22 protein-coding genes and 2 pseudogenes are annotated in these 22,225 nt (G+C 59.2%); 14 read left to right on the forward strand and 10 right to left on the reverse strand.

All coding sequences use genetic code 11. From position 1 onward, the window contains the following. Positions 1-145: 145 nt before the first annotated feature. Positions 146-1,042: a LysR family transcriptional regulator gene (locus BS629_RS02790; RefSeq protein WP_026188302.1), complete on the reverse strand. Its 897-nt coding sequence runs from the start codon at positions 1,040-1,042 to the stop codon at positions 146-148. 133 nt (positions 1,043-1,175) lie between these two features. Between BS629_RS02790 and BS629_RS02795 the strand changes: the two genes are divergently transcribed. Further along, on the forward strand, positions 1,176-2,162 hold the full coding sequence (locus BS629_RS02795) for an MBL fold metallo-hydrolase (RefSeq protein WP_018241035.1): 987 nt from the start codon (positions 1,176-1,178) through the stop codon (positions 2,160-2,162). 101 nt (positions 2,163-2,263) lie between these two features. Here BS629_RS02795 and BS629_RS02800 read toward each other — a convergent pair whose 3' ends face one another. Then, a complete protein-coding gene (locus BS629_RS02800; protein WP_018241036.1) occupies positions 2,264-2,863 on the reverse strand; it encodes a c-type cytochrome in 600 nt (199 codons plus the stop codon). A 198-nt stretch (positions 2,864-3,061) separates the two neighbouring features. On the opposite strand from BS629_RS02800, the gene BS629_RS02805 reads away from it, so the two are divergent. From BS629_RS02805 to BS629_RS02815, 3 genes are all read left to right on the forward strand, one after another. After that, positions 3,062-3,985 (forward strand): helix-turn-helix transcriptional regulator, encoded by a 924-nt coding sequence (locus tag BS629_RS02805; RefSeq protein ID WP_018517454.1) that lies wholly within the window; start codon positions 3,062-3,064, stop codon positions 3,983-3,985. 201 nt (positions 3,986-4,186) lie between these two features. Next, positions 4,187-4,873: an alpha/beta fold hydrolase gene (locus BS629_RS02810; RefSeq protein ID WP_018241038.1), complete on the forward strand. Its 687-nt coding sequence runs from the start codon at positions 4,187-4,189 to the stop codon at positions 4,871-4,873. A gap of 215 nt (positions 4,874-5,088) precedes the next feature. Then, a complete protein-coding gene (locus BS629_RS02815) occupies positions 5,089-5,790 on the forward strand; it encodes an alpha/beta fold hydrolase (protein WP_018241039.1) in 702 nt (233 codons plus the stop codon). A 186-nt stretch (positions 5,791-5,976) separates the two neighbouring features. Here BS629_RS02815 and BS629_RS02820 read toward each other — a convergent pair whose 3' ends face one another. From BS629_RS02820 to BS629_RS02830, 3 genes are all read right to left on the reverse strand, one after another. Continuing rightward, the gene (locus BS629_RS02820; protein WP_018241040.1) at positions 5,977-6,573 is read right to left on the reverse strand and encodes a general stress protein; all 597 of its coding nucleotides are present in this window, start codon (positions 6,571-6,573) and stop codon (positions 5,977-5,979) included. Positions 6,574-6,589: 16 nt separating this feature from the next. Next, the gene (locus BS629_RS02825) at positions 6,590-6,907 is read right to left on the reverse strand and encodes a PepSY domain-containing protein (RefSeq protein WP_018241041.1); all 318 of its coding nucleotides are present in this window, start codon (positions 6,905-6,907) and stop codon (positions 6,590-6,592) included. Between the two features lie 328 nt (positions 6,908-7,235). Next, the gene (locus tag BS629_RS02830) at positions 7,236-7,634 is read right to left on the reverse strand and encodes a RidA family protein (protein WP_018241042.1); all 399 of its coding nucleotides are present in this window, start codon (positions 7,632-7,634) and stop codon (positions 7,236-7,238) included. Positions 7,635-7,771: 137 nt separating this feature from the next. Here BS629_RS02830 and BS629_RS02835 point away from each other — a divergent pair, with 137 nt between their 5' ends. The 6 genes and pseudogenes from BS629_RS02835 to BS629_RS02860 all read left to right on the forward strand — a co-directional run bounded on the left by BS629_RS02835 (position 7,772) and on the right by BS629_RS02860 (position 14,940). Continuing rightward, the gene (locus BS629_RS02835; protein ID WP_018241043.1) at positions 7,772-8,383 is read left to right on the forward strand and encodes a TetR/AcrR family transcriptional regulator; all 612 of its coding nucleotides are present in this window, start codon (positions 7,772-7,774) and stop codon (positions 8,381-8,383) included. Positions 8,384-8,786: 403 nt separating this feature from the next. Beyond that, the gene (locus BS629_RS02840) at positions 8,787-11,219 is read left to right on the forward strand and encodes an arylsulfatase (RefSeq protein WP_018517453.1); all 2,433 of its coding nucleotides are present in this window, start codon (positions 8,787-8,789) and stop codon (positions 11,217-11,219) included. Between the two features lie 16 nt (positions 11,220-11,235). Further along, positions 11,236-11,483: pseudogene (locus BS629_RS02845) on the forward strand (TetR/AcrR family transcriptional regulator); the annotation flags it as partial. 104 nt (positions 11,484-11,587) lie between these two features. After that, a complete protein-coding gene (locus BS629_RS02850; RefSeq protein ID WP_018241046.1) occupies positions 11,588-12,376 on the forward strand; it encodes a transglutaminase domain-containing protein in 789 nt (262 codons plus the stop codon). A gap of 286 nt (positions 12,377-12,662) precedes the next feature. After that, positions 12,663-12,950 (forward strand): hypothetical protein, encoded by a 288-nt coding sequence (locus tag BS629_RS02855; protein WP_026188303.1) that lies wholly within the window; start codon positions 12,663-12,665, stop codon positions 12,948-12,950. 379 nt (positions 12,951-13,329) lie between these two features. After that, a complete protein-coding gene (locus BS629_RS02860) occupies positions 13,330-14,940 on the forward strand; it encodes a DUF1254 domain-containing protein (RefSeq protein WP_018241047.1) in 1,611 nt (536 codons plus the stop codon). 302 nt (positions 14,941-15,242) lie between these two features. Here the strand turns inward: BS629_RS02860 and aac(6') are convergent, their stop codons facing one another. Beyond that, positions 15,243-15,695 carry an aminoglycoside 6'-N-acetyltransferase gene (aac(6'), locus tag BS629_RS02865; protein ID WP_018241048.1) on the reverse strand — a complete coding sequence of 151 codons (453 nt, stop codon included), beginning with the start codon at positions 15,693-15,695 and terminating at the stop codon, positions 15,243-15,245. 512 nt (positions 15,696-16,207) lie between these two features. Here aac(6') and BS629_RS02870 point away from each other — a divergent pair. Beyond that, positions 16,208-16,426, forward strand: coding sequence for a hypothetical protein (locus tag BS629_RS02870; protein ID WP_018241049.1), 219 nt, complete (start codon positions 16,208-16,210; stop codon positions 16,424-16,426). A 165-nt stretch (positions 16,427-16,591) separates the two neighbouring features. Next, positions 16,592-16,849 (forward strand): GlsB/YeaQ/YmgE family stress response membrane protein, encoded by a 258-nt coding sequence (locus tag BS629_RS02875; protein ID WP_018241050.1) that lies wholly within the window; start codon positions 16,592-16,594, stop codon positions 16,847-16,849. A 73-nt stretch (positions 16,850-16,922) separates the two neighbouring features. On the opposite strand, the gene BS629_RS02880 is transcribed toward BS629_RS02875, so the two are convergent. Then, entirely contained in the window at positions 16,923-17,492 is a 570-nt protein-coding gene (locus BS629_RS02880) for a pyridoxamine 5'-phosphate oxidase family protein (protein ID WP_018241051.1), read from the reverse strand. A 91-nt stretch (positions 17,493-17,583) separates the two neighbouring features. Beyond that, complete coding sequence (locus BS629_RS02885) at positions 17,584-18,288, reverse strand: SDR family oxidoreductase (RefSeq protein ID WP_018241052.1); 705 nt, start codon at positions 18,286-18,288, stop codon at positions 17,584-17,586. Between the two features lie 123 nt (positions 18,289-18,411). Between BS629_RS02885 and BS629_RS02890 the strand changes: the two genes are divergently transcribed. Further along, positions 18,412-19,293 carry a LysR substrate-binding domain-containing protein gene (locus BS629_RS02890; protein ID WP_018241053.1) on the forward strand — a complete coding sequence of 294 codons (882 nt, stop codon included), beginning with the start codon at positions 18,412-18,414 and terminating at the stop codon, positions 19,291-19,293. 419 nt (positions 19,294-19,712) lie between these two features. Here BS629_RS02890 and BS629_RS02895 read toward each other — a convergent pair whose 3' ends face one another. Both BS629_RS02895 and BS629_RS02900 read right to left on the reverse strand, forming a co-directional pair. Further along, complete coding sequence (locus BS629_RS02895) at positions 19,713-20,039, reverse strand: hypothetical protein (protein WP_018241054.1); 327 nt, start codon at positions 20,037-20,039, stop codon at positions 19,713-19,715. Positions 20,040-20,538: 499 nt separating this feature from the next. Continuing rightward, a pseudogene (locus tag BS629_RS02900) lies at positions 20,539-21,521 on the reverse strand (phosphotransferase enzyme family protein). Between the two features lie 135 nt (positions 21,522-21,656). Here BS629_RS02900 and BS629_RS02905 point away from each other — a divergent pair. After that, positions 21,657-21,971, forward strand: coding sequence for a hypothetical protein (locus tag BS629_RS02905; protein ID WP_018241055.1), 315 nt, complete (start codon positions 21,657-21,659; stop codon positions 21,969-21,971). Positions 21,972-22,225 lie beyond the last annotated feature (254 nt).

Here is a 22,225-nt window from a genome sequence, read left to right on the forward strand (position 1 = left end):
TCGCAGTGCGTCTGTCGCATTCCGCCTTCGGGCCGCATCCTAGCACATATAGCACGTTCCTCGGATCGACCTCGAACGGCAGAGGACGATCGACTACCAGTGAGCCTGACCGCCATTAACGGAGACGCGTCTGATAGGCGGGACGCTAGGCTGCCATCCGCGCGCGCAGGCGGGGGCCGATCCAGTCAAGGAAGCACCGCACCTTCAGCGACAGCGGATCGGCTGGTCCGTGAATAACATTTACCGGCAGCGGCTCCGGTGCGAACTCCGCCAACAATTCCTGCAGGGCGCCAGAGCGCAAATGGTCGTTGATCTGGTAAGAAAGCACGCGAATAATGCCGATACCGGCCAGCGCAGCCTGAATGGCAGCCTCTGTCGTGTTGACCGCGAGTTTGAGGCGCGGCTCGACGGCGAAGGCCGCGCCGTCCCGGCGGTATCGCCATTCCGGGGCGGTCGCGAAGCCCTGGAAGCTTATGCCATCATGCGGGGCGAGGTCTTCCGGCTGACGCGGCACTCCTCGGCGGGCGAGATAATCGGGGCTCGCGCAGATCACCCGGCGGACGGCGCCAACCCGTGTTGCGATAATCGCGCTGTCCGGCAGGTGCCCGATCCGCAGGGCTACATCGACGTGCTCATCCCTCAGGCTTAGCTGCCGATCAGTCAGGGTCAGCCGCAGGTTGATATCGGGTTGCTCCTTCAGGAATTCGAGCGCAATTGGCAGCAGATGGCGCTCGCCGAAGGCAATCGGCGCGGTCACGTGCAGCCCGCCACGCAGCGCTCCATAATCGCCGCTGGCCTGCCGCTCCGCCGCGTCCAGTTCCTCGAGAATACGACGTGACGCGGCGACGAAGGCGCGCCCCTCCTCCGTCAAGGCAAGGCCGCGGCGGGTGCGCACGACCAGGCGAACGCCAAGATGCTTTTCAAGATCGGCCACTTTGCGGCTGACCGTGGCCAGCGGCGCATTCAGCCGCCGTGCCCCGGCAGAAAGACTGCCGGCGTCGACCACCGCCAATAGCACCGCCATCGCGTCAAAACGATCCATCGAAGCCTTCCATAAAATGAGAAGAATGTTTCCACATTGCCAAGATACCCGGTTGATTGTGGATGTCATAGCATTCGCGTCGTCAAGGGGCTCGACGTAGCTCCCATCGTGCTACTGATCCGGAGAAGATGTCATGCCTCAACTTTCACGTCGCGCCTTCGCTGGCGCCCTGCCTCTCGGCCTCATCGGGGGAAGCCTCCTCGGTGGAGGCCTGCTCGGCGACTCCGCCGCCCGTGCGGCGACGCAGGAAGCTGCCAAGGCGCCTGTTGCGATGAACCCGTTCGCACAGATCCGCATCGGTCGGTTCACCGTGACGGCACTGACGGACGGCTATGCCGATATGCCCTATGACTACTTTCCGGGGCGCTCAGCGCCCGAGGTCGAGAGGGCGGCAAGCGCACAGTTTACCGCCCGGCCGAGTGGGGTTCGGTTCCTCTTCAACCAATATCTCGTCGAGGATGGCGAGCGCCGCATCCTGATCGATGCCGGTGCGGCAGGTTCGATCGGGCAGACCGGACAGTTACCACAGGCACTCGCCGCGCTCGGTCTGAAGCCCGACAAGATCGACGCGGTCATCGTGACGCATATGCACCAAGACCACATGGGTGGGCTGGTTCTGGGAGGTAAGAACAACTACCCCGGAGCCGAGCTTTATATCGATCGTCGCGACATCACTCACTGGACCGATCCGGCCAAGCGCAGCGGCGCGCCTGAATACCTGCAGACGAGCTTCAGGATGGCGGAGGAGGTGGTGCGGCTATATCCGAGGCTCCAAGCGATCGACGGAGAGCGCGAGATCATGCGGGGCGTTTCGATCGTCGACTTAACCGGCCATACACCCGGCCATATCGGCGTGCGGGTGGAAGATGGCGGGAAGAGCATGATCATGGTTTCGGATATGATTTTTCCGGTCGTGCATCCGGCCGCGACCGATGTGTTCTTCCTGTTTGAGCAGGACCGTGCCGCTGCGAAAGCCATGCGTGATCGCTTCTTTCCGCGTGCCGCGTCGGAAGGCGCACTTATCGCTGCCACGCACATGCCGTTCCCTGGGCTCGGTCGTGTCGTTGCTGATCATGGGGAGATGCGTTGGCAGGTCGCAGACTGGGCCTTGCAGGACTGATGTCTGCTCTCGGTGATCTTAAGGGTATCAATGCCAAGCAGATCCCAACTGCAATCGCGCCGGCGGCCCTATTAGGTGGATCGCCGACCCCGAACTGATCGTCAGAGGCCGGCAAGATAGTGAGCCATGGCAGCGATGTCGTCGGCCGAAAAATTGCGCACCAAGGCGGTCATGCGGGGCATGTTCGGGCGCTTGTTATCGCGAAAGTCGGAGAGGGTTTTGATCAGGTAGTCCAGCTTCTGATTTGCGACGCGCGGAGTGTTGGCGTATCCGACGAAATCCTCCCGGTGGCACGAGGTGCACATCTTCCCGGCGTCGAGCGCTTGGAAGCGGGTAATGCTCGCTGCGTCGGCCGGCTCGCGGTAGGCGGGCCAGGGCAGTGCGGAGAAGTAGGCTGCAAGCGCCTTCATGTCGTCGTCGGAAAGATTCTTCGCGATCCGGCCCATGAGGTCGTCGGTGCGCGCTCCATTGCGATATTCCTGCAAAGCTATCAGCAAAGAGGACTCGTGCTGGCCGGCGATGATCGGCGTGTTCTTAACGGTCGGCAGACCTTTCTTACCGTGACACATCTGGCAAAGCTTGGCCTTGTGGGAGATTGCCGCCGGCGGTGGCGCAGCATTGTTCTGCGCTCCAGCCGGCAGCGGACCGAGGGCCACGAGAGCGGCGATGACGAACGGAGCGAGCGCATTGCTGCAGGGCATGCGAGGCCTCCAGATCGGGGCTTAAGCTGAAGTGTGATGCTGATGTTATCAGGAGATGCAACCATTGGCGAACGGACCCCGCCGCCTCCATCCGACTATGGCTGCGTTTTTATGAGTTCACGCCCTAGTTGACTTGGAGTCTTGCGGCATTTGCTGCATAAGTCCGGGAAATTCTGGCCTAAATACGGAGCTAAAGCGATGAAGGTTCAGGGCCAGAGTGAGCTGTCTGGTATCGGTGAAATCCGAGCCCAGCTCGGCGGCTGGCCCATATCGACGGCAGGCATGTCGTCTACCTCTCGCGGCCTGCACTTTGATGTGAGAGACGGGAGCCACGGCGTCGAACTGGTTGTGCCTGGGTGTGATCATCATGCAGTGTTAGTGGCGCTGGGATCATCACGGCAATTCCGCTTTCAAACGCACATAGCGTCCCGCGAGGTATCTTGCAGAGCAGGGGATCTGATTGTCGTCCCGGCCGGTAGCCCAGCACGGCTTGGAGGCGCTATCCCGCCAATGCTTCGGATCGGTATCGACCCAGAGCAACTCAGCGATGGCTCTCGGTTACGTGAGCCCCTCCGAGGCAGGGATGATCAGACGGGCTCTATCCTTCACGCCAACGATTTGTTTGCACTGTACATCGGCGGCGCGATCCTCGAGGAGATGCGCAAGCGGGATTTTCAATGGCGGATGCCTCTGTTACGTCACCTTGCTGAAGCGCTAACCGTGCATTTCGTTACAATGTATGGTGTTTACACAGTCTCCGATCACACCGGCGAAATCAGTGACAGGGAAGCCATCCGACGGGTAATCGAGCATCTTGGGCGGACAACGCACGACTTTCCTGACCTCTCCTCACTCGCGAAGCGGACCGGTCTCAGCCGCTTTCACTTCATCCGGGTTTTTAAAGCTGAGATTGGCATGACGCCTGCGCGATACGTGGAGCAATGCAGAATTGAGCAAGCGAAGTCATTGATCGAGACAGCCGAAATATCGTTGGCCGATATTGCCGATAAGCTTGGGTTTGTCGATCAAAGCCACCTGACCCGCCGTTTCAAAAAGGTCGTCGGTAGCACCCCTGCTGCATACGCACGCGCACAGGGCCGCCGGCATTTGTCAGAGATATAACAATAATGTACAAAATAAGCAATAAGCTACCATTAGCGTCAGATAACTTCGACACTTATCAAGCCGAAAAACAGATTTTTCGTCTCATTGGCCTATTTTAAGCAATAACATCCCATGTACAGCAATAAAATGCCATGACCTAATCTCCAAAGTAGTTCATATGTATTGCCAACAGACGACATCAGCGCAGGAGATGTAACCGTGAATATTAGAAACGTTATTCTTGTACACGGATATTTCCTCGACGGTAATGCTTGGAATAAAGTTATACCGTTACTGTCAGGGCGAAGCATTGATGCAATCGCCGTTCAGCTTTCATTGACCTCGTTCTCTGAGGACGTGGCAATTGTTCATCGCGCCATTGAAATGCAGGACGGTCCGGTCATCCTCGTGGGACAGTCTTATGGTGGCGCGGTCATTACCGAGGCGGGCAACCATACCCGAGTTGCCGGCCTCGTCTACATCGCCGGCGCTGCGCCAGACAGTGGCCAGTCCGTCGACGACTGGTGGAGCGGTTATGCGACTGCGGCTGTTGTGAATGAACTGAGGCCCTGGGGCGACGCGCATGTTACGCTCACCCGCGACGGGGTGCGCAAATACCTGGGCCAGGATCTTCCGACCGAAGAAGCCGATATTGTCTACGCCACTCAGGGACCGCTTGGAACACGCAGTAAATTAGAGAAGATCTCAAAAAGCGCGTGGCACACCAAGCCTTCTTGGTACATGGTCACAACGCTCGACCACACGATGCCGCCCGCGGTACAGCAGGACTCCGCCGAACGTATGGGTGCCGAGATCATGGTTGTTCAGGCAAGCCACTTGCCTATGCTTTCACAACCGAAAGTCGTTGCCGAGTTCATCGCCAACGCCGCCGCGTCTTTTGACTGATAATTCGGTCCCAAGCCGAAGCATCATTCAAAACAACATATTCCGGAACGACCTCGCCACAACGGCGAAACGACGACCCATTCTTTAGCGGACTGTGTCTGTTCGACCAAGTTCGACCTGGCGCACATCGCCTGGTCACAAAAGCTTCGAAAGAAGCCGTTGGCTCGCTTGCCCCCCAACGGAATTATTTGCCCAACCCAAGAAGGAACAGGATCATGTCTACATCATCGAAACCCACCATCGTTTTTTGCCACGGCATTTGGGCCGACGGCTCATGTTTCAGCAAAGTAATCCCTGCGCTTCAGGCGGACGGGCACGAAGTCATCGCCGTCCAGTACGGCCTGGACTCCTACGAGGAGGACGTGGCTACGGTTAAGCGGACGCTCAATCGTGTCGGCAGCCCCGTCATCCTCGTCGGGCATTCCTACGGTGGCGCAACGATCACGGCCGCCGGCATCGACGAGCGTGTCGTTGGTCTGGTTTACATCGCCGCGGTCGCCCCGGATGTCGGCGAGACCGTGCAGGATCAGCTCGCCAAGTATCCGTCGGACATCTTCAACCATGTCGAGGCAGCGGACGGCCGGGCCTGGATGCTGCCGAGCGGAACCAAGTTCTTCGCTGGAGACCTCTCGGAGGAAGAGCAGAAGCTTGTATGGGCCACGCACTATGCGCCGGTTGCCGATCTGTTCAACCAGCAAAAGCTCAGTGCCGACGAGATCGCGTGGAAGTCCAAGCCAAGCTGGTACGTCTTGGCGACACAGGACCACACGGTGCACCCCGATCTCCAGCGCTGGGTTTCCAAGCGTATGAACGCGACGGTGACGGAGGTGGAAAGCAGCCACGTGCCGATGCTCTCTCAACCCGACGTGGTTATCGATGTCATCCGCAAGGCAGCGGTGGCCGTCGAGCGTCGCTGATATATCGTGGAAATCGCATATGAAGAGACCGCCATGAGGCGGTCTTTTCTGTTGTCGGCAGATGCACCTATAAGCGCGTCCGCCAACTTCGCTGTGGGCCACTCCCGCCAGAGGCACCGGCTGACGCGTGAGATCACCGCTTCAACCCTCCTTGCGACGTGCAAGGAGGGTTGAGCTCAAGGCCGGTTAGGCGGTCCGCCGATACCGGTCGCGCTCCTGCGCGATCTGCTCGGGGGCATATGGATCGAGCGTGTCGTCGAACCGGGTCCAGCCCTGCTCGTTATAGGCACGCCGACGTTCGATCGGGTCGACCCAGTTTGAGCCTTGCAGAATGGCCTGCGCCTCGGGAGCGCGGGCATCGTCGACCTTGGCCGTGACCAGGCTGCCGCCCCGGCGGACACCTTCGGCATAGAGGTGAGCATCATCTTCCGGGACGCCGGAGTCGGTGAGGGCGCCGATCAGGCCGCCGGCCGCACCGCCAGCGACGGCGCCGGCGACAGCCCCGGCCGCAGTCGCGGCCAGCCAGCCTGCGGCAACCACCGGCCCGACACCGGGGATGGCCATCAGGCCCAGTCCGGTCAGCAGGCCGCCAGCGCCGCCGACGGCAGCGCCAATGCCGGCACCCGTCGCGGCATCCTCGCCAACGTCAGAGTCGCGATCGATGCGGCCTGCCTTGTTGGAGACGATACTGATGTCGTTTGACGGAATGCCTGCCGCTTCCAGTTTGCTGACGGCGGAGCGAGCGTCCGAGTAGTCGTCGAAAAGTCCGGTTACAGTTCTCATCATGCTTCTCCTTGGGTTACTTGGCGACGATGTTGCCTTGATAATCGAGGGCAATGGCGACGGTTTTGCCGTCCTTCATGCCGGAGGCCATCCAGATCCCCTTGTCATCGAGCTTGAGATCCTTGACGTCGGTGTAGCCCGCTTCCGCAATGCGATCCTTCGCCTGTGCTTCGGTGAAGCTATTGGCGCCCTCAACGGGCGCAGTCGGATTTTTGCTGTCTGGGGTTGCAACCGCAGGTGTATTTCCATCCTTGGATGGAGCCGGTGTGGTTTGGGCAAAGGCCGCAACGGCGGACGCGCCGAGAATTGCCGCCGCGAAGACGATCTTGTTCATATGTGTTTTCTCCATTTGCGGATCAGATGAGATCCATGCGGTCAAAACACGCAGGGGAGATCTTTGTTCCCAGAGATTATGCGGTTGATTTTTCTAAATATATGGCAAAGCGGCGCGCTACGGGGTCATTCTTTGCGGCGCCGGGGCAATGTAAGCAGGCAATAACAGAGGGGTAACCGGCGATCCACGGGCGGCTTGAGGAAGCCTCTCGGTGTGAGGTCGACCTCTAACTCTTAAAGTTGTGTTTCTGTCAAATGTCCCAGAGGGTGGCAGCGCGGGCCGCTCTCCCGCCGGCGCTTTGTGCGGCGACGGATGCGGCCCGGCAATGTCAGTGACTTCCAGGAATACGGGCGATGACCTTTATCTCGAAGTCGAAGCCGGCGAGCCAGTTGACGCCGAGGGCCGTCCAGTTCGGGTAGGGCGGCTTGCTGAAAATCTCCTGCTTGACGGCCATGATCGTTCCGAACTGGTTTTCAGGGTCGGTGTGGAAGCTGGTGACATCGACAATATCATCCAGCGTGCAGCCGGCGGCACTCAGCGTCGCCTTCAGATTGTCGAAGGCCAGCCGCACTTGCCGTTCGAAATCGGGTTCGGGCGTTCCGTCCGGACGGCTGCCGACCTGTCCGGACACAAACAGCAGATCACCGGATCGGATCGCGGCGGAATAGCCGTGCTCTTCGTAAAGAGCGTGCCGGTTGGCGGGAAAGATTGCTTCGCGTTGGGTCATTCTGATCTCTCTTCATTGTTGACAACGACCGATGAGCACGAGGGAAAGCTTCACATCTCACGCCCGATTTGGTATACGGTTCGTATGTGAAATATGCGGCATGCATAGCGTATGTCAAGTCCATATACGCTTCGTATATGAAATTGAGGGATGGAATGGTCAGGAAGCGCAGCGAAACGATGCAGGAAAACCGCGTCAAATTGATCGCGGCGGCGCGGAAGGCTTTTGCGGAAAAGGGATACTCTGCAGCATCCATGGACGAGCTGACGGCCGATGTCGGTCTGACACGGGGCGCGCTTTACCACAACTTTCAGGACAAGCGCGGGCTGCTGGCGGCAGTTGTCGATCAGATCGACACGGAGATGGCGGTGCGCGCGCAAGAGATTGGCGCGCGCGCAGGCAAAGATTGGCAGGGCCTGCTTGCCGAGGGTGCGGCCTATATCGAGATGGCGCTCAATCCGGAGGTCCAGCGCATCGTTCTGCTCGACGGACCTGCGGTGTTGGGCGATCCATCGCAATGGCCGAGCCAGAACAATTGCCTGCAGGTGACCAAGAGCACGGTGGAGCGGCTGATCGCCCAAGGCATCCTCAAGCCGCTCGACCCGGAGGCGGCGGCCCGGTTGCTGAGCGGCGCCGCTCTCAATGCCGCCCTCTGGATCGCCGCCAGCGAAGACCCGCAGAGCGTGCTGCCGAAGGCGGTCGAGGCTTTTCAGGCCATGGCGGCAGGCCTGCTGGTGGAGCGTTTGTGATCTCCGAAGGGCGACGGATCAGTGCCGATCAACTTTCCAGCTTTGTCGGCAGGCAAAGCCGAAGCAGTTCCAGCGGCAACTATTGGGGACCCATAGCGCCACTCCACGGGCGACCGGATGCTACCTGTATGAGACGGTCATGGTACTGTAACCTACCCGTTGCGTTCCCCCAATGCGCTCCAATTTTGAAATCTTGCTCGACGCGCAGGAAGCCTCGCATTCCGCTCTCCGAAGCAATCCGGAGACAGTGAATCACGATCACGGCGGGCCTGGGCGAGCGACGTCTTCAACGGCCTGCCAGGTCCAATTCCGCCCGTAGACTACAGTAACTACGTTGCTCCCGCGTCAAGAAATCCTCGATAGTTAAACACTCGGCAAGCGTCCCTTTTAAGGAGCTCGAACGATGAAATCGACTGTGATGACATCGACCGCGATCATGGCAATTCTGATCGGCTGTTTCGGCGCAAATGCGCAACAAATCACTGGCACTCCAGGATCGCCCGACGCGACCGTCACGATCGACGGAAAACAAATTCCGCCGCCGCCGGTGCCGTTCGGCGGCGTGATCAAGGAAAGCGCCATGGATTCCAAGCCTTACTGGCCACCGACGGTCGCGCCACCCAAGGGCGCGCCGAATGTGCTGCTTATCATGACCGATGACCAGGGCTATGGCGTATCCGGCACCTTCGGTGGGGTCGTTTCGACCCCGGCTATGGATCGCGTCGCCCAGGCAGGATTGCGCTATACACAGTTCCACTCCACCGCGCTTTGCTCGCCGACGCGGGCCGCTCTGATCACCGGCCGCAATCACCACTCGGTTGGCTACGGGGTGATCGGCGAACTGTCCACTGGTTACCCCGGTTATGACTCCGTCATCGGTCTTGAGAACGCCACGATCGGCGAAATCCTCAAGGAGAACGGTTATGCCACCTCGTGGTTTGGCAAGAACCATAACACGCCTACCTACGTGTACAGCGCGGCCGGCCCTTTTGATCAATGGCCGATTGGCATGGGGTTCCAGTATTTCTACGGGTTCATGGGCGGCGAGACCGACCAATGGACGCCCTACCTTTATCAAAACACGACCCCGATTTTTCCATGGATTGGCAAGCCCGGCTACAACCTCACCACCGACTTGGCGGACGAGGCCATCAAGTACATGAGCAGTCTGAACGCGGCTGCACCCGCCCAGCCGTTCTTGGTCTATTACGTGCCGGGCGGCACCCACTCGCCGCACCAGCCGAAGGCGGAGTGGAGAGACCAATTCAAAGGCAAGTTCGACATGGGCTGGGAAAAGTTGCGCGAGCAAATCTTCGCCAACCAGAAGCGGCTCGGCGTCATCCCGGAAAACACGAAATTGACACCCTGGCCGGATGACCTGCCGAAATGGGAAACACTTTCCCTGGTGCAGAAGAAACTCTATGCACGAGAGGCAGAGAACTTTGCCGGCTATGTGGCCTATACGGACCATGAGATTGGCCGGGTCATCCAGGCGGTCGAGGACATGGGCAAGCTCGACAACACGCTGATCATCTACATCAGCGGCGACAACGGCACCAGCGCAGAAGGCACCCTGGAGGGCACGTTTAACCAGATGACCGCCTACAACGGAATTCTGACCCTCCCCGAAGTCGAGCAGATGTTGCATTATGAAGATTGGGGTTCCGACAAGACCTATCCGCACATGTCGGTGGCATGGTCTTGGGCGTTTGATACACCGTTCAAGTGGACCAAGCAGGTGGCGTCGCATTTCGGCGGGACCCGGCAAGGCGTGGCCATTTCCTGGCCCGGCCATGTCAAGGACGTGGGCGGCATTCGAACCCAGTTCCATCATGTGATCGACATTGTTCCGACAATCCTGGAGGCCACGGGCATCAAGGCACCTGAGGTGGTCAACGGGATCAAGCAGAAGCCGATCGAAGGCATCAGCATGGCTTACACCTTCGACCAAGCGAATGCCAATGCGCCGTCGAAGCGCGACACGCAGTATTTCGAGATGTTCGCCAACCGCGGCATCTACCAGGACGGCTGGTATGCCTGCACGACGCCGGCCGCCGCGCCGTGGCTCATGGGAGCTTCAAAGCTTCCCGACGTCAACGACTACAAGTGGGAGCTCTACAACCTCACCGAGGACTACTCGCAATACGACGACCTCGCGGCCACGAATCCTGACAAGCTAAAGGCACTGCAGGCGGTCTTCATTGCGGAGGCCGCGAAATACCAGGTCTTGCCATTGGACAACACGGTCATCACACGCGCCATTACCCCGCGACCGAGCGCGGTCGCCGGCCGAACGGAGCTGACCTACTCGGGCGCGAATGCCAACATTCCCGTGGGCAATGCTCCGAGCATTATGAACAAGGACTACACCATAACCGCCGAAGTGACGATCCCCGAAGGCGGCGCGGAAGGTATGATCGCGACCATGGGCGGCCGCTTTGGCGGCTACGGTCTCTACCTGCTCAAAGGCAAGCCAGTCTTCGTTTACAACCTCCTCGATCTGGAGCGCTACCGCTGGGAGGGCGGCGTGGGGGCCGAAGACTGGTTGGGCGGCAGCGCGCTCGAGCCGGGCAAGCACACGGTCGTGTTCGACTTCAAGTATGACGGTCCCGGCCCCGGCAAGGGTGGCACCGGCATCATGACGGTGGATGGCAAGGAGTTTGCTAAAAAGACGATGCCTCACACCATTCCGTTTCTCATGGCCATCGACGAGTCCTTCGACATTGGGAGCGATACCCGCTCGGCGGTGGACGACAGCTACCAGCTGCCGTTCCACTTCACCGGGACGATCGACAAGCTGACCTACAAACTCGGGCCGGATCGGCTGGCGAAATAGGGCGCGCAGGTGGATGGCCGGGCAGATCGAGATGGCGCTCAATCCGGAAGTCCAGCGCATCGTTCTGCTCGACGGACCGGCGTATTGGGCGATCCCTCTCAGTGGCCGAGCCAGAACAATTGCCTGCAGGTGACCAAGAGCACGGGGGAGCGGCTGATCGCCCAAGGCATCCTCAAGCCGCTTGAGCCGGAGGCGGCGGCCCGGTTGCTAAGCGGCGCCGCTCTCAATGCCGCCCTCTGGATCGCCGCCAGCGAAGATCCGCAGATCAAAGAGATTTGAGCGAGGTGCCGGCTCGAGCCGCTACCGTCCTTGCTGATTAGACAAAAATCAACTCAGTCTGTGCTCCAATCAGTGTGATGGAGAGACACATGGAAGGCGTCGATCGCTGGATTCCGTATAGTGCAATGACCAATCCAGGTCGTCACGCCAGTGCAATCGCTGTACTTCCGACCGAGGTTGGTGCTCTAATCCAAATCATTCAAGGCGTCTTGGTTCATTCTGATTGGATAACAGAGTACGGCCTTGACGAGACGATTCTGAATTCGACGGCGCGAACGACACTGCCGATCGCGGAGCGCTTGGACGACGTCTTAAGAAGGGATCCACGGCCTCTCAACATCGCGCGGTCGGCCGACAAGCGGTCTGTCGGAACCTGCCGCGACTACGCGCTGGCGCTCTGCTCTTTTCTGCGATGCAGGGAAATTCCCGCCCGTGTGCGCTGTGGTTTTGCAGCTTATTTCTCCCATGGATGGGAAGATCACTGGGTATGCGAATACTGGGACTCCAGCGCTGGAGAATGGTGCCTGTGCGATCCCCAAATCGATCAGATGCTGCGGCAGAGGAACCAAATCTCGTTCGCTCCGGCCAATGTTCCACGCCAGTCCTTCATGTCGGCGGGAGAAGCGTGGCTGGAATGCCGGCGAGCGAAAGCAGACCCAGCTTCCTTCGGGCATGGCAACGTTACCGGTCTGTGGTTCGTGAAAATCAACGTGCTGCGCGACCATTATGTGCTGAACGGTCGCGAGACTTCGAGTTGGGACCGTTGGCGGGACGCGCCTCAGCCCAAACGCGCGGTGATCGGCGGTGAATTGGAGTTACTGGACGCCTTAGCCGCAAGCCCGGATCAACCGCTCGTGGAGATTGCACCAGACTGGTAGATCGGCCAAATCGAGAACCCGTTCGCTCTGCATGACCAAGACTTTTGGGCCTTCTTTGCTGATGACCGCAATTCGCGCGAAGCCGCCGCGCGCGCAGCAGGAAATAGGCCGAGCTGGACCGGGGAGCCGCGGACTTTAGGGGATTGCCTTGGCACAGTCTCGGGCTCGAAATAAATGCCGGACTTGCATATCGGCTCTAGAGGTGAAGGCGAGACGGTTTCACGGATGCAAAGAGTCCGGGCGGGGCGCCCCCGCTGCTAGGCTTCGGACGTTGGGGAGTATTGTAGTGGTTGCTGGCGATCTAATTGTACTGTGGATCATGTTCTGCGTGGTGGGCGCCTTTTGCGCTTACCATTGGTATTGGTTCATCAGGTCGATCATCTTCTACAGTAGAAACGGCTTCGATTTCCGCGAAGATTTCGGACCCGAGGCATACTGGTCCGAGCGGGGAGGTGATGATGATTGCGTGTTGATGAAGCCGAAAGAGAAGTTCCTGATCGCCCAGCCTTCTTTCGTGGTTGTGACCTCTGTTATGTTGACTTTCATAGTTTTAGGTTTGACGGGAATTATTTAGCCTTGCGTCGGTTGCAAACCGCAGCTCTTGGCTGGAGCCCGACAACATATTTCCGCCGGCCCTCGTAGGCTAACGGTGGTTTCTTGGTTAAGAGTTTGTCCATCATCGCGCGCAACCTCCAAGCGTCGCTTTCCTTGAGGCCCGTGCCGACTGATCCCACGTAAATCAGGTGGTTACCCCGGCGAGCGGCCAGCAGCGATCCACTCCGCGGGCGACCGGATGCTACCTGTATGATACGGTGATGGTACTGTAATCTACCCGTTGCGGTTTCCCTCATGCGCTCCAGTTTTGAAATCTTGCTCGACGCGCAGCAAGCCTCTCTGCGAAAGCCCGCCGGCGAAAATGCGTCAATCTCTGAGATCGATGAAAGGGATGTGTCATGAAATGCATGCTCCCCGGAATGATGCTGCTGGCATCGACTATTCTCGGCGGTATTCCTGCCGCTGCAGCCGACGCGACGCCGCCAATCCTCGTTACGCCGGACAAAGTCGATAGCCGTATCGGGATGCTTGAGTTCAAGGACGGCGCTCCAACAGCCGAGACCGTCGACAAGGTTTACGACACGCTGGATTTCACACGGGCTCTGGACGCCTACCTCAACAGCTACGGCGGCGCATCTGCCTACGCAATCCGTAAGGGTTTCATCAGTGCAGGTGCTGAGGACAATTCCGTCATCATCTATTCGGAACTGATGGATTCGAATTCGCTGTTCCTCACCCCGAACGCCGACACCGTCTATTACATGGCAGTCGTCGATCTGACGAAGGGCCCGATGGTGATCGAGCAACCACCGAAGGGGCTCGGCACCATAAACGATATGTGGTTTCAATGGGTCGTCGACATCGGCTTTCCCGGCCCCGACCGCGGCGAAGGCGGAAAATATCTGGTCGTACCGCCAGCCTATGACGGTCCACTTCCCGAAGGTGGTTTTTTTGTAGCGCGATCGAAGACAAACCGCGTTCTGTATGCGGCGCGGGCCTTTCTGACCGACAACGACCCGAAGCCCACTGCCGAGCTGATCAAGAAAGCGCTCAAGATATACCCTTACACCCCAGGAGGCGTTGGCACGAGCATCGCGACCGCGCTCCAGGGCGACGTCAAACTGGAAGTGGGTCCGGCAATTCCCGAGACGAAATTCGTCGAAGCGAGCGGAAAATCGTTCAACACCATCCCGCCGACCGACGACTCGTTCTTCGCGATGATCGACGCCAATATTCAGGACGAACCCGCCACTTCCTACAATCCGGAGCTTGCAGGGCAGTTGGCGGCGATTGGCATTGTGAAGGGTAAGGAATTCAAGCCGGACGACCGCATGAAGAAGATACTGACCGATGCCGCAAAAGTGGGAAACGCGGCAGGGCGTGTGTTGAATTGGCGGCCGAATGAAGCTCACGGCTGGAGCTACTATCCCGGCTCCTCATGGACGAACATGCTCTGGCAGGGTGGCGCCAACTTCGAGACGCCCCCGCCATTATTTACCAAAGACGGCAAGTTCGAACCGCTTCCGTCGACCGGAGCGCGGACCCTCGATTCGAAGACCGCGTTCTACTACGCCTACACCCTCGACTCTCCAGGCATGATCATGCGCATTCCACGCGTCGGCTCGCAGTATCTCATCGGATTCCTCGACGCCGACAAGAAAGACCTTGATGGTGCCAAGACCTACAAAGTGACGCTGCCGCCGAACATTCCCGCGGCTGCTTTCTGGTCGTTCACGCTCTACGACAACCAGACCCGGTCGATGCTCCAAACGCCCCAGCGTTATCCGCGTGCTGGCAGCCAGAGCTATCCGACACCCGCAGCATCCGCCGAGGATGACGGCTCCACAATCGTGTATTACGGCCCAAAGAAGCCGGAGGGCGTCAAAGACGGGAACTGGGTTCAGACCATGCCGGGAAAGGGGTACTTCACGATCCTTCGGCTCTACAGTCCGCTTGAGACCTTCTTCACCAAAGAATGGCGGCTGAGCGAGATCGAAGCCGTGAAATAACGGCCGGGGTCGACATAGAAGCGCCGGACTCGGAAAAGCCGGCCAATGCTCTAAAAAGGTACCGAGCGGCACAGGCTCGATCGGCGGTCGTCGGTTTACCCTTGCCATTGGATGATGATGGGGCGTTGGGTCTGCTTTCGGCCCCAACCGGACATTGGCCGCCGCAAAAATCCGCCGCGAAACTCCAACCTTTGCGACAGAGTTTTGCGGCGAGAATCCTCGAACGCTTTCAGGAAAGACCGGAGTGTCGCAAAAGTCAGGATTTGTGCGGCGAACCATCCTCGTGGAAGGGCAACACCGGCCTAAAGTGGCTTTCGGAAGAACACGACGCGCTGTGTCTCCTCAAATCCTAAAGCAGTATGGAGCGCATGGCTGGCTGAATTCTCAAGCCGCGCGTCAGAGCCAAACTCAACACACCCAAGCGACTTTCCCCAATCGGCAACGGCATTGCAAAGCGATCGGGCGATACCCTTTCGCCTGTCAACGGGCCTGATATAAATCCCTTCGAGGAATAGAACCGGCGAACTGCTGCATCCATTCACATAATCATGTCGCAAACTGGCCTCAGCAAACCCGACAGCTTCATTCGCAGCATTTCGAGCGATGAACGCGATGGCTTCTCCACTTTCTGAAAGAAACGCCCGGCCCAACTCAGCTCGATGATCTTCGAGCGAGTGATGCGGCCACAGCGCAACGCGAAGCTCCGCCCAAGACTCAACATCCTTTATGGTCCCAATCTCGATAATCGATTCCATATTGTGGTTCTCTTTTGTCGCGAAATTTCCCGATGAAAGCGACACTTGTTTTCCTGACTTTTGCAACCTCGCAGAATAGACGGTTTTGCGGTGCCGGCAATGTCAGCAAATGGCGCAAATCCGCAGCGCGCACAGCGGGAAATATGCCGAGCTGGACCGGGAAGCCGCGGACTTCAGGGATTGCCTCGGCATGGTCTCAGGCTCGAAATCAATGCCGGACTTGCATATCGGCTCTAGAGGTGAAGGCGAGACGGTTTCACGGATGCAAAGAGTCCAGGCGGGGCGGAACCGTTGCTGCGGCTATCGGTTAATCCGCTGAGGTCGCGGCGTGCCAATCGGACGTGACGGAGATGGTGAACGCACCGGTTTTTCCGATTTCTCGGTGCGGGCGCAAATGCCAGGAGAGCACCTTACCCGTTCGCCGCGACCTCATCCCGCCGCCTGCCCGTCAAAGCCGGTGGAACACGTGAGCGACCATGCTCCGCGTGGATCGATCAGAGGAGGAGAAGGTCATGAGCAAGAATAATTGGAAGGTCGGGCTTCGCGCCAAGCTGGAGCGTCTCGTCGACGACTGCGTTGTGGCCGGGGCAAGGCAGCAGGACGTCTTCGATGTGATCATCAAGGAGATCGGCAATCTGCGCGCAGCCCTTGAGCGCGATCCCGACCCTGCGGAGGACGACGTTGCCGTCATAGAGGAGCCTGCGAACGATTGGCCGGCGGCCGACAGGTGACCTGAATAAGATCGGGAGGGGCACGCGACCTCTTGCGGGCGGGCTTATGGAACCAACTGGCGCGGCGGAGGGTTATAGTGTTGTCGCTTGGCCATCGGTTTAGCTCGATCGGCGAGACATGATAGCCGGCGCCGGCCGCTCAATCATTCACAATGGGGAATTGCTATGGAAAGTGCAGGTATCGGCTGGATCGCCGCAATCATCATCGGCGGCATTGCCGGCTGGCTCGCCGAAATGCTCATGAAGAGCAACATGGGCGTGCTGATGAACATCATTCTCGGTATTGTCGGCGCCATCGTCGCCAACTTTATCCTCTCGCTCTTCGGCGTCGCCCTTGGCGGCTGGCTGGGTTATCTGATCGCGGGCTTCATTGGAGCCTGCATCCTGATAGCCGTTGCGAGAATGGTCAGACGTACGGCCTGATCAAACAGGAGGCGGCCCGCAAACCGGCCGCCTTCATCACGTTTTCGCGCGCTCACGCGTGGTCGTCCGGCGTTCAGGGATTGACCCAGCGGGAGGAGGTCAGCGCGCCCAGTTTGTCGTAGGCAAAGACTGCGCGTCGGTTGTCGGCGTGGCGCAGCTGGAACCAGTCCAGCGTCTCGGCCCGAAATATCAGCACCCCGAAGAAGGCCCGTCCATCGGCGTCTGCGCCCGCTGCCTCGCTTGCCGGCTGCTCGCCGATTTCGTCGCCCGGCGGCCCACCCATATAGGTACTGCGCGTCGATCGCGGCAGCAAGCTCCAGGCTTCAGTCGCGCTTTCGCTTGCCGGTCCATGGAGTTCGGCCGATCCCTGAAGGCGAAGCTGCACTTTCGGCTGCGGGCCATAGCCGAGGATGGTGACCAAAGGGTTGGCCGATATTTCCTGCCATTTCGGGCTTCTGACATCGGTATGGATTTCCAGGATGCGTCGCGCCGCATCCGCGCGCCGCAGCACCACCATGCGGGCTTGCGGCCGGCCGCCGGCGTCGACCGAACACAGGTTCAGGTAGCGGAAGGCCGACTGCGGATCGGCGGCAGCACCTTCGAGTTCGGCCCAGGCCGATGCATCGACCTCGGCGAGGTTCACTGTGTCGCCTCCGCCTCGGCGTCTCTTATCTCGCCGGCCTTGACGTAGTCGCAGCACATCGCTGTTCTCCCTGGCGTTGAAAGCGGTCCTGTCAGACGGACCGGGTAAGGCCGCCGTCGATCTTGAGGCTCTGGCCGGTGATATAGCCCGCCCCTTCGGAAACGAGGAAGGAAATCGTCGCCGCCACTTCGGCGCTGGTGCCATAACGCTTCATCGGTACGCTGTCGCGGCGCTCCTCCGTCGCCGGCAGGCTGTCGATCCAGCCTGGCAACACGTTGTTGATGCGGATGCCGTCGCCCGCATAGGTATCGGCGTAAATCTTGGTGTAGGCGGCGAGCCCGGCGCGGAAGACGGCCGAGGTCGGGAACATCGCCGACGGTTCAGCCACCCAGGCGGTGGAGATATTGACGATTGCGCCCGACTTCTGCGCCTGCATGATCGGCGTCACCAGCCGAACCGAACGGATGACGTTCATCAGATAGACGTCGAGGCCGGTATGCCACTGTTCGTCGGTGACCTCGGTGATCGGCGCACGGGGACCGTGACCTGCGCTGTTGACGAGAGCGTCGATGCGACCCCACTTTTCCATGCATGCGTCGACCAGGCGCTCGAGGTCGTCGTTGGACTGGTTCGAGCCGGTGACGCCGATGCCGCCCAGTTCGGTGGCAAGCGCCTCGCCCTTGCCTGACGAGGACAGGATGGCGATCTTGAAGCCATCGGCCGCAAGCCGCCTCGCGGCTTCCGCACCCATGCCACTGCCGCCAGCCGTAATGATCGCTACCTTTTCTACTGTCATCGTCGCTCTCCCTACCAGATTTTGCACCGATTGCCGGGCTCTGATCCTTCGAATACCATGGGCTTCAAGCGAGAGCGAACCAGTTTTCGTGACATGTCCCAGTAGAAAAACTATCGAGAGTCCATGTCCATAGGCAATCTTCCCTCCCTCAACGGCCTCAAGGCCTTCGACGTGGCGGCGCGTCATCTGAACTTCCGGCTGGCGGCCGAAGAGCTCGGCGTCACCCAGGGAGCTGTTGCCCAGCACGTGCGCGGGCTCGAGGCGGAACTCGGGGTGGCATTGTTCGAGCGCCTGCCGAAGTCATTGGCGCTGACCGGCGAGGGGCGAAGCTACGTCGCCGACGTCAGGCGCGCCTTCGAACTGCTCGCAAACGCGACGGCGAACCTGAAGCCTCAGCCGGTCAAACTGGTGGTCAGCACGACACCGACCTTCGCCTCGAGATGGCTGATCCCGCGTCTTCCGGATTTCACCTCGCGGCATCCCGATCTCGATCTCCACATCCTGGCGACGGACCGCATTTCCAGCTTCCAGGTCGACGGCGTCGATCTCGCCGTCCGATATGGCAGCCCTCCCTTCGGTCCAGGCCTCGCCGCCGAGCTGCTGTTCGAGCAGGAGATCATCTCCATCTGCAATCCAAGCCTCGTCGCCGACGGAGCCGAGCCCAACAACGCGGAAGAACTCTCGCACTACACGCTGCTTCACGATGCCCATAATTCCTGGCCCGAATATATCGATCGTTTCCTCGGCGGCGGTGATCCCACGCTGTTTCGCGGCATCAGCTTCTCACAGACATCGCACGCGATCGAAGCTGCCATCGCCGGACAGGGCATCGCCGTGGCAACCCGCGCTTTCGTCTCGACCGACATCGAGGCGGGCAGGCTGAGGCAAGTCTTCGACGGCGCCCTCAGGGCGCGTTCGCACTTCTATCTGGTGAAGCCGCGATATCGGAAGTCCGAAGCGGTGGACAAGCTTCAGGACTGGCTGCGCTCGCAGGCGCAGAGCTGACGGCAATTCCAATTTTCTCCTGGCCCAATTTTCTCCTAGAAGGTTACTATCCGGAATGGGCATTTGTGTACTTGTTGGTGTGGTCTTTCGTTGTTTGGATTTTCGGAGCTCTTCTTCGCAACCCTCGGCCGTCGCGGAAGAGTGGGCGCAAGCTTTGACGAGACGATACCGCATCATCAAATGATGGGCACCGATCGGCGCTTTCCGAAATCAGTAGTCGTCCACTTTCGGCTCAAAGGAGACGTTTGTTTGGCACAGACCATACGTCGTCCGTGGTATTGAAGTCATAGGAAGATCTGGGACATTGGCGTTGCTCATCTTACGCCACTGCCGCTATCCCTATGCAATCAGGAGCGCACTAAATTCGTTGATCGGATATTTGTGGCATTTGCTCCATAAGTCCGAGAATTTCTGGTGTCCTATTCAACCGTGAGTGTGCCGCCCTTCTTGGAGTAGCTTTTTCCTCCAAGCGAATTGATCGTCGCGCATGCTTCCTTGGCGAACTTCTCGCACATCTGGTTCCCCTTGATGCGCCAGGTCCCTGTGTAGCTGTTCTTGTCCCCATCGACCGTAGCTTCGATCGTTCCATCTTCTTTGTAGATTGTGATGCCCGATCCGCTCTTAGACTTCCAATGGATCGTGTGGCCCACCAACTCGCCTTTCAATTGCTCACCCGTCAGGGTCGCTGCATACGCAAATGATACGAAGGCTAGCATCATGCAGCCCGAAACTGTGATCGTCTTCATCATTCTCTCCCTAGTTTGACGCCCGCATTCCTAGAAGATTTATACTTCGTCGCGGTCGTTATCGCCAGTTTGGAGATCGATCCGGGCAGTGCGATGACCAGCTCGCGCGGTCACTGGGTCCCTCCGGGAGGTAGAATCTTCGGCGATGGCCAAAGTCGCGCCAGGCATCCGGTCGATCCGGGGGGCGTACTTCGACATCTCCGAAAGCTCGTTCGCCAGCCTGTGATCTAGCGTTCCCGAACCGGTGGGCTCAAGATGTTGGCAATGGCGCTATCCGGTCGAGAGCGTGATCCTCTCTGTGCGGCGTCTCGACGCGCAGGTCGCCCATCACCAAGTACATCTCATGGGACGCAATTCAGACACCGGGTGGCACGACTTCCGCGTGGGCGAAGGTCGAAGCGATCACCGACTACGCCAACGCACCGCCCGCTGTGTGGCACCGTCTTCGTCTACACTGGGGCTGCCACTCCGATCCTCAGGCCGCTGAGCAGAACTGCATTCAGAACAGCCGCTCGACACATCGCTCGGTCTCCCACTGCCTCAGGAAATTTGCTTCCCGCGCAATCCAGCCGACGGTCTCGCTTCCCCATTCCTGTGCCCGGCTTGCATACTCGCCCATCAGCCAGATGTGGCGGACGATCACGAACCGATGGGCGGCTTCGAAGTCATCAGGCGTGATCGGCCGGACGGCCCGATAGCCATCGACGAAGGCGTCCCACATGGCGGTCGACCTCCGACCGAAGGACGTTTGCGCCCACAAAAACACCGACAGGTCGTAGGCGAGGTATCCCGAACCGCCGTCGTCAAAGTCGAAAAATACGGCTTCGCCTGCGTCGTTGATCCGCGCATTGAAGCCGTGACAGTCACCATGGCAATGCGTCCAGCTCAGATTGGCGAAGGCTTCAATCGCCTTTGCGGTCCGCGCAGCGATGTCTTGGAGATCGCTGCGGACCTCGGCGTCTTCCACGACGCCGCTATCGCATATTCGGGCGAGGGGCCGATGCAGCAAGTGTTCGAGATCAAGCCGATAGAGCGCTCCGTCGGCTGAAATGTCTCGGCTGCGTTGTGCATCAAGGCAAGCGTCTTGCCGTTGGCCCGTGCATCACCGGCATCCGTCGTATCCGGCTTGCGGCCCTCGATCGCCCGGAAGAGCACGGCCTGGCGCGCACCCTCCGGCGCCTGTCCTTGAACGAACAAGCTGCCCTCGCGTGTCGGGACGGCTGCTGCGACCGGAACGCCCGATTGCGCGAGATGCGTGAGGAAAGCCGTTTCGGTCTTGACGTCGGCCGGGCCACGGGCGCGGCGATGGGAAAGCCGGAACACATACCGCTCGCCGTTGCTCCCGAGGGCCAGATACACATCGTTCAAGCCGCTCTGCAGCATCCGGCATGAAACCGGCCCTGCAAGCGGATAATGCTGATCGATGAACTGTTCGATAGCTGCAACCTGCGGAGTTGAATAGAGCGGATCGAAGTCGAGCATACGGCATCCCATCATCGCTCACTCCTCCGCAAATCGATGCGACGATCGAATCGCGGACGCAAAATGCGAGCAATCGCAATATAGTGATCGAAAATACGGTGGGTAGGCAACCGAGGCAAACTTCGAGATCAAGCCATGAAAGTCGATATTCTGCACGAAGAAAAAATCATTGGGCATGCCGACCTTGGTCCCATCGATCCGTCGATGGGCGTTGCAGGGGGACGTTTCGTTCCCACTCCAGATTATGATCCACGCCTCCACGCGTTCGTCATTGATGGCGAATATAATGATCCAGAAGGCAAGGCCCAGCTCTCTGCATATTCAGCAGAGTTCGGGGTGCTTCGATGCGAGGGCGTCGCGATTGAGGATTTCAATGAAACCGTTCAGGAAATAAATATTGTCATATTGGGCATGGCCTATCCTGAATATGAAACCGCCTTTGCATCTTAGTTGCTTAGGGATGAAATTTTTGCTTCCGGCAGTCTACGCCCTGATGTCCGTTTTTGCGGAGGTCGCAAACTACGCCCGCAATCACTAGTAGGGTGAGACACACGCCCGCCGCGGACCGAGGCACCAGCGGCAGATGGAAAGGGCAGGATCCATGCGACCATTCGTGCCGCAAGTGACCTGCCACTGAACTTTCATCCAGCGGCGGTTAGAGCCTCGGCGGCTTTGAATACGCCAAATGGCGCGGTGTGAGCAAC

The organism is Rhizobium leguminosarum bv. viciae USDA 2370, assembly GCF_002008365.1.
Lineage (GTDB): Bacteria > Pseudomonadota > Alphaproteobacteria > Rhizobiales > Rhizobiaceae > Rhizobium > Rhizobium leguminosarum.

What these genes read in the sequence shown, in the direction of transcription:
- BS629_RS02885 (WP_018241052.1), bottom strand. Translation starts at nt 18,288, where the DNA reads ATGACAGTAGAAAAGGTAGCGATCATTACGGCTGGCGGCAGTGGCATG.
- BS629_RS02905 (WP_018241055.1), top strand. Translation starts at nt 21,657, where the DNA reads ATGAAAGTCGATATTCTGCACGAAGAAAAAATCATTGGGCATGCCGAC.
- BS629_RS02825 (WP_018241041.1), bottom strand. Translation starts at nt 6,907, where the DNA reads ATGAACAAGATCGTCTTCGCGGCGGCAATTCTCGGCGCGTCCGCCGTT.
- BS629_RS02805 (WP_018517454.1), top strand. Translation starts at nt 3,062, where the DNA reads ATGAAGGTTCAGGGCCAGAGTGAGCTGTCTGGTATCGGTGAAATCCGA.
- BS629_RS02830 (WP_018241042.1), bottom strand. Translation starts at nt 7,634, where the DNA reads ATGACCCAACGCGAAGCAATCTTTCCCGCCAACCGGCACGCTCTTTAC.
- BS629_RS02835 (WP_018241043.1), top strand. Translation starts at nt 7,772, where the DNA reads ATGAAATTGAGGGATGGAATGGTCAGGAAGCGCAGCGAAACGATGCAG.
- BS629_RS02875 (WP_018241050.1), top strand. Translation starts at nt 16,592, where the DNA reads ATGGAAAGTGCAGGTATCGGCTGGATCGCCGCAATCATCATCGGCGGC.
- BS629_RS02790 (WP_026188302.1), bottom strand. Translation starts at nt 1,042, where the DNA reads ATGGATCGTTTTGACGCGATGGCGGTGCTATTGGCGGTGGTCGACGCC.
- BS629_RS02870 (WP_018241049.1), top strand. Translation starts at nt 16,208, where the DNA reads ATGAGCAAGAATAATTGGAAGGTCGGGCTTCGCGCCAAGCTGGAGCGT.
- BS629_RS02890 (WP_018241053.1), top strand. Translation starts at nt 18,412, where the DNA reads ATGTCCATAGGCAATCTTCCCTCCCTCAACGGCCTCAAGGCCTTCGAC.
- BS629_RS02795 (WP_018241035.1), top strand. Translation starts at nt 1,176, where the DNA reads ATGCCTCAACTTTCACGTCGCGCCTTCGCTGGCGCCCTGCCTCTCGGC.
- BS629_RS02850 (WP_018241046.1), top strand. Translation starts at nt 11,588, where the DNA reads ATGGAAGGCGTCGATCGCTGGATTCCGTATAGTGCAATGACCAATCCA.
- BS629_RS02860 (WP_018241047.1), top strand. Translation starts at nt 13,330, where the DNA reads ATGAAATGCATGCTCCCCGGAATGATGCTGCTGGCATCGACTATTCTC.
- BS629_RS02840 (WP_018517453.1), top strand. Translation starts at nt 8,787, where the DNA reads ATGAAATCGACTGTGATGACATCGACCGCGATCATGGCAATTCTGATC.
- BS629_RS02820 (WP_018241040.1), bottom strand. Translation starts at nt 6,573, where the DNA reads ATGAGAACTGTAACCGGACTTTTCGACGACTACTCGGACGCTCGCTCC.
- BS629_RS02815 (WP_018241039.1), top strand. Translation starts at nt 5,089, where the DNA reads ATGTCTACATCATCGAAACCCACCATCGTTTTTTGCCACGGCATTTGG.
- BS629_RS02895 (WP_018241054.1), bottom strand. Translation starts at nt 20,039, where the DNA reads ATGAAGACGATCACAGTTTCGGGCTGCATGATGCTAGCCTTCGTATCA.
- BS629_RS02800 (WP_018241036.1), bottom strand. Translation starts at nt 2,863, where the DNA reads ATGCCCTGCAGCAATGCGCTCGCTCCGTTCGTCATCGCCGCTCTCGTG.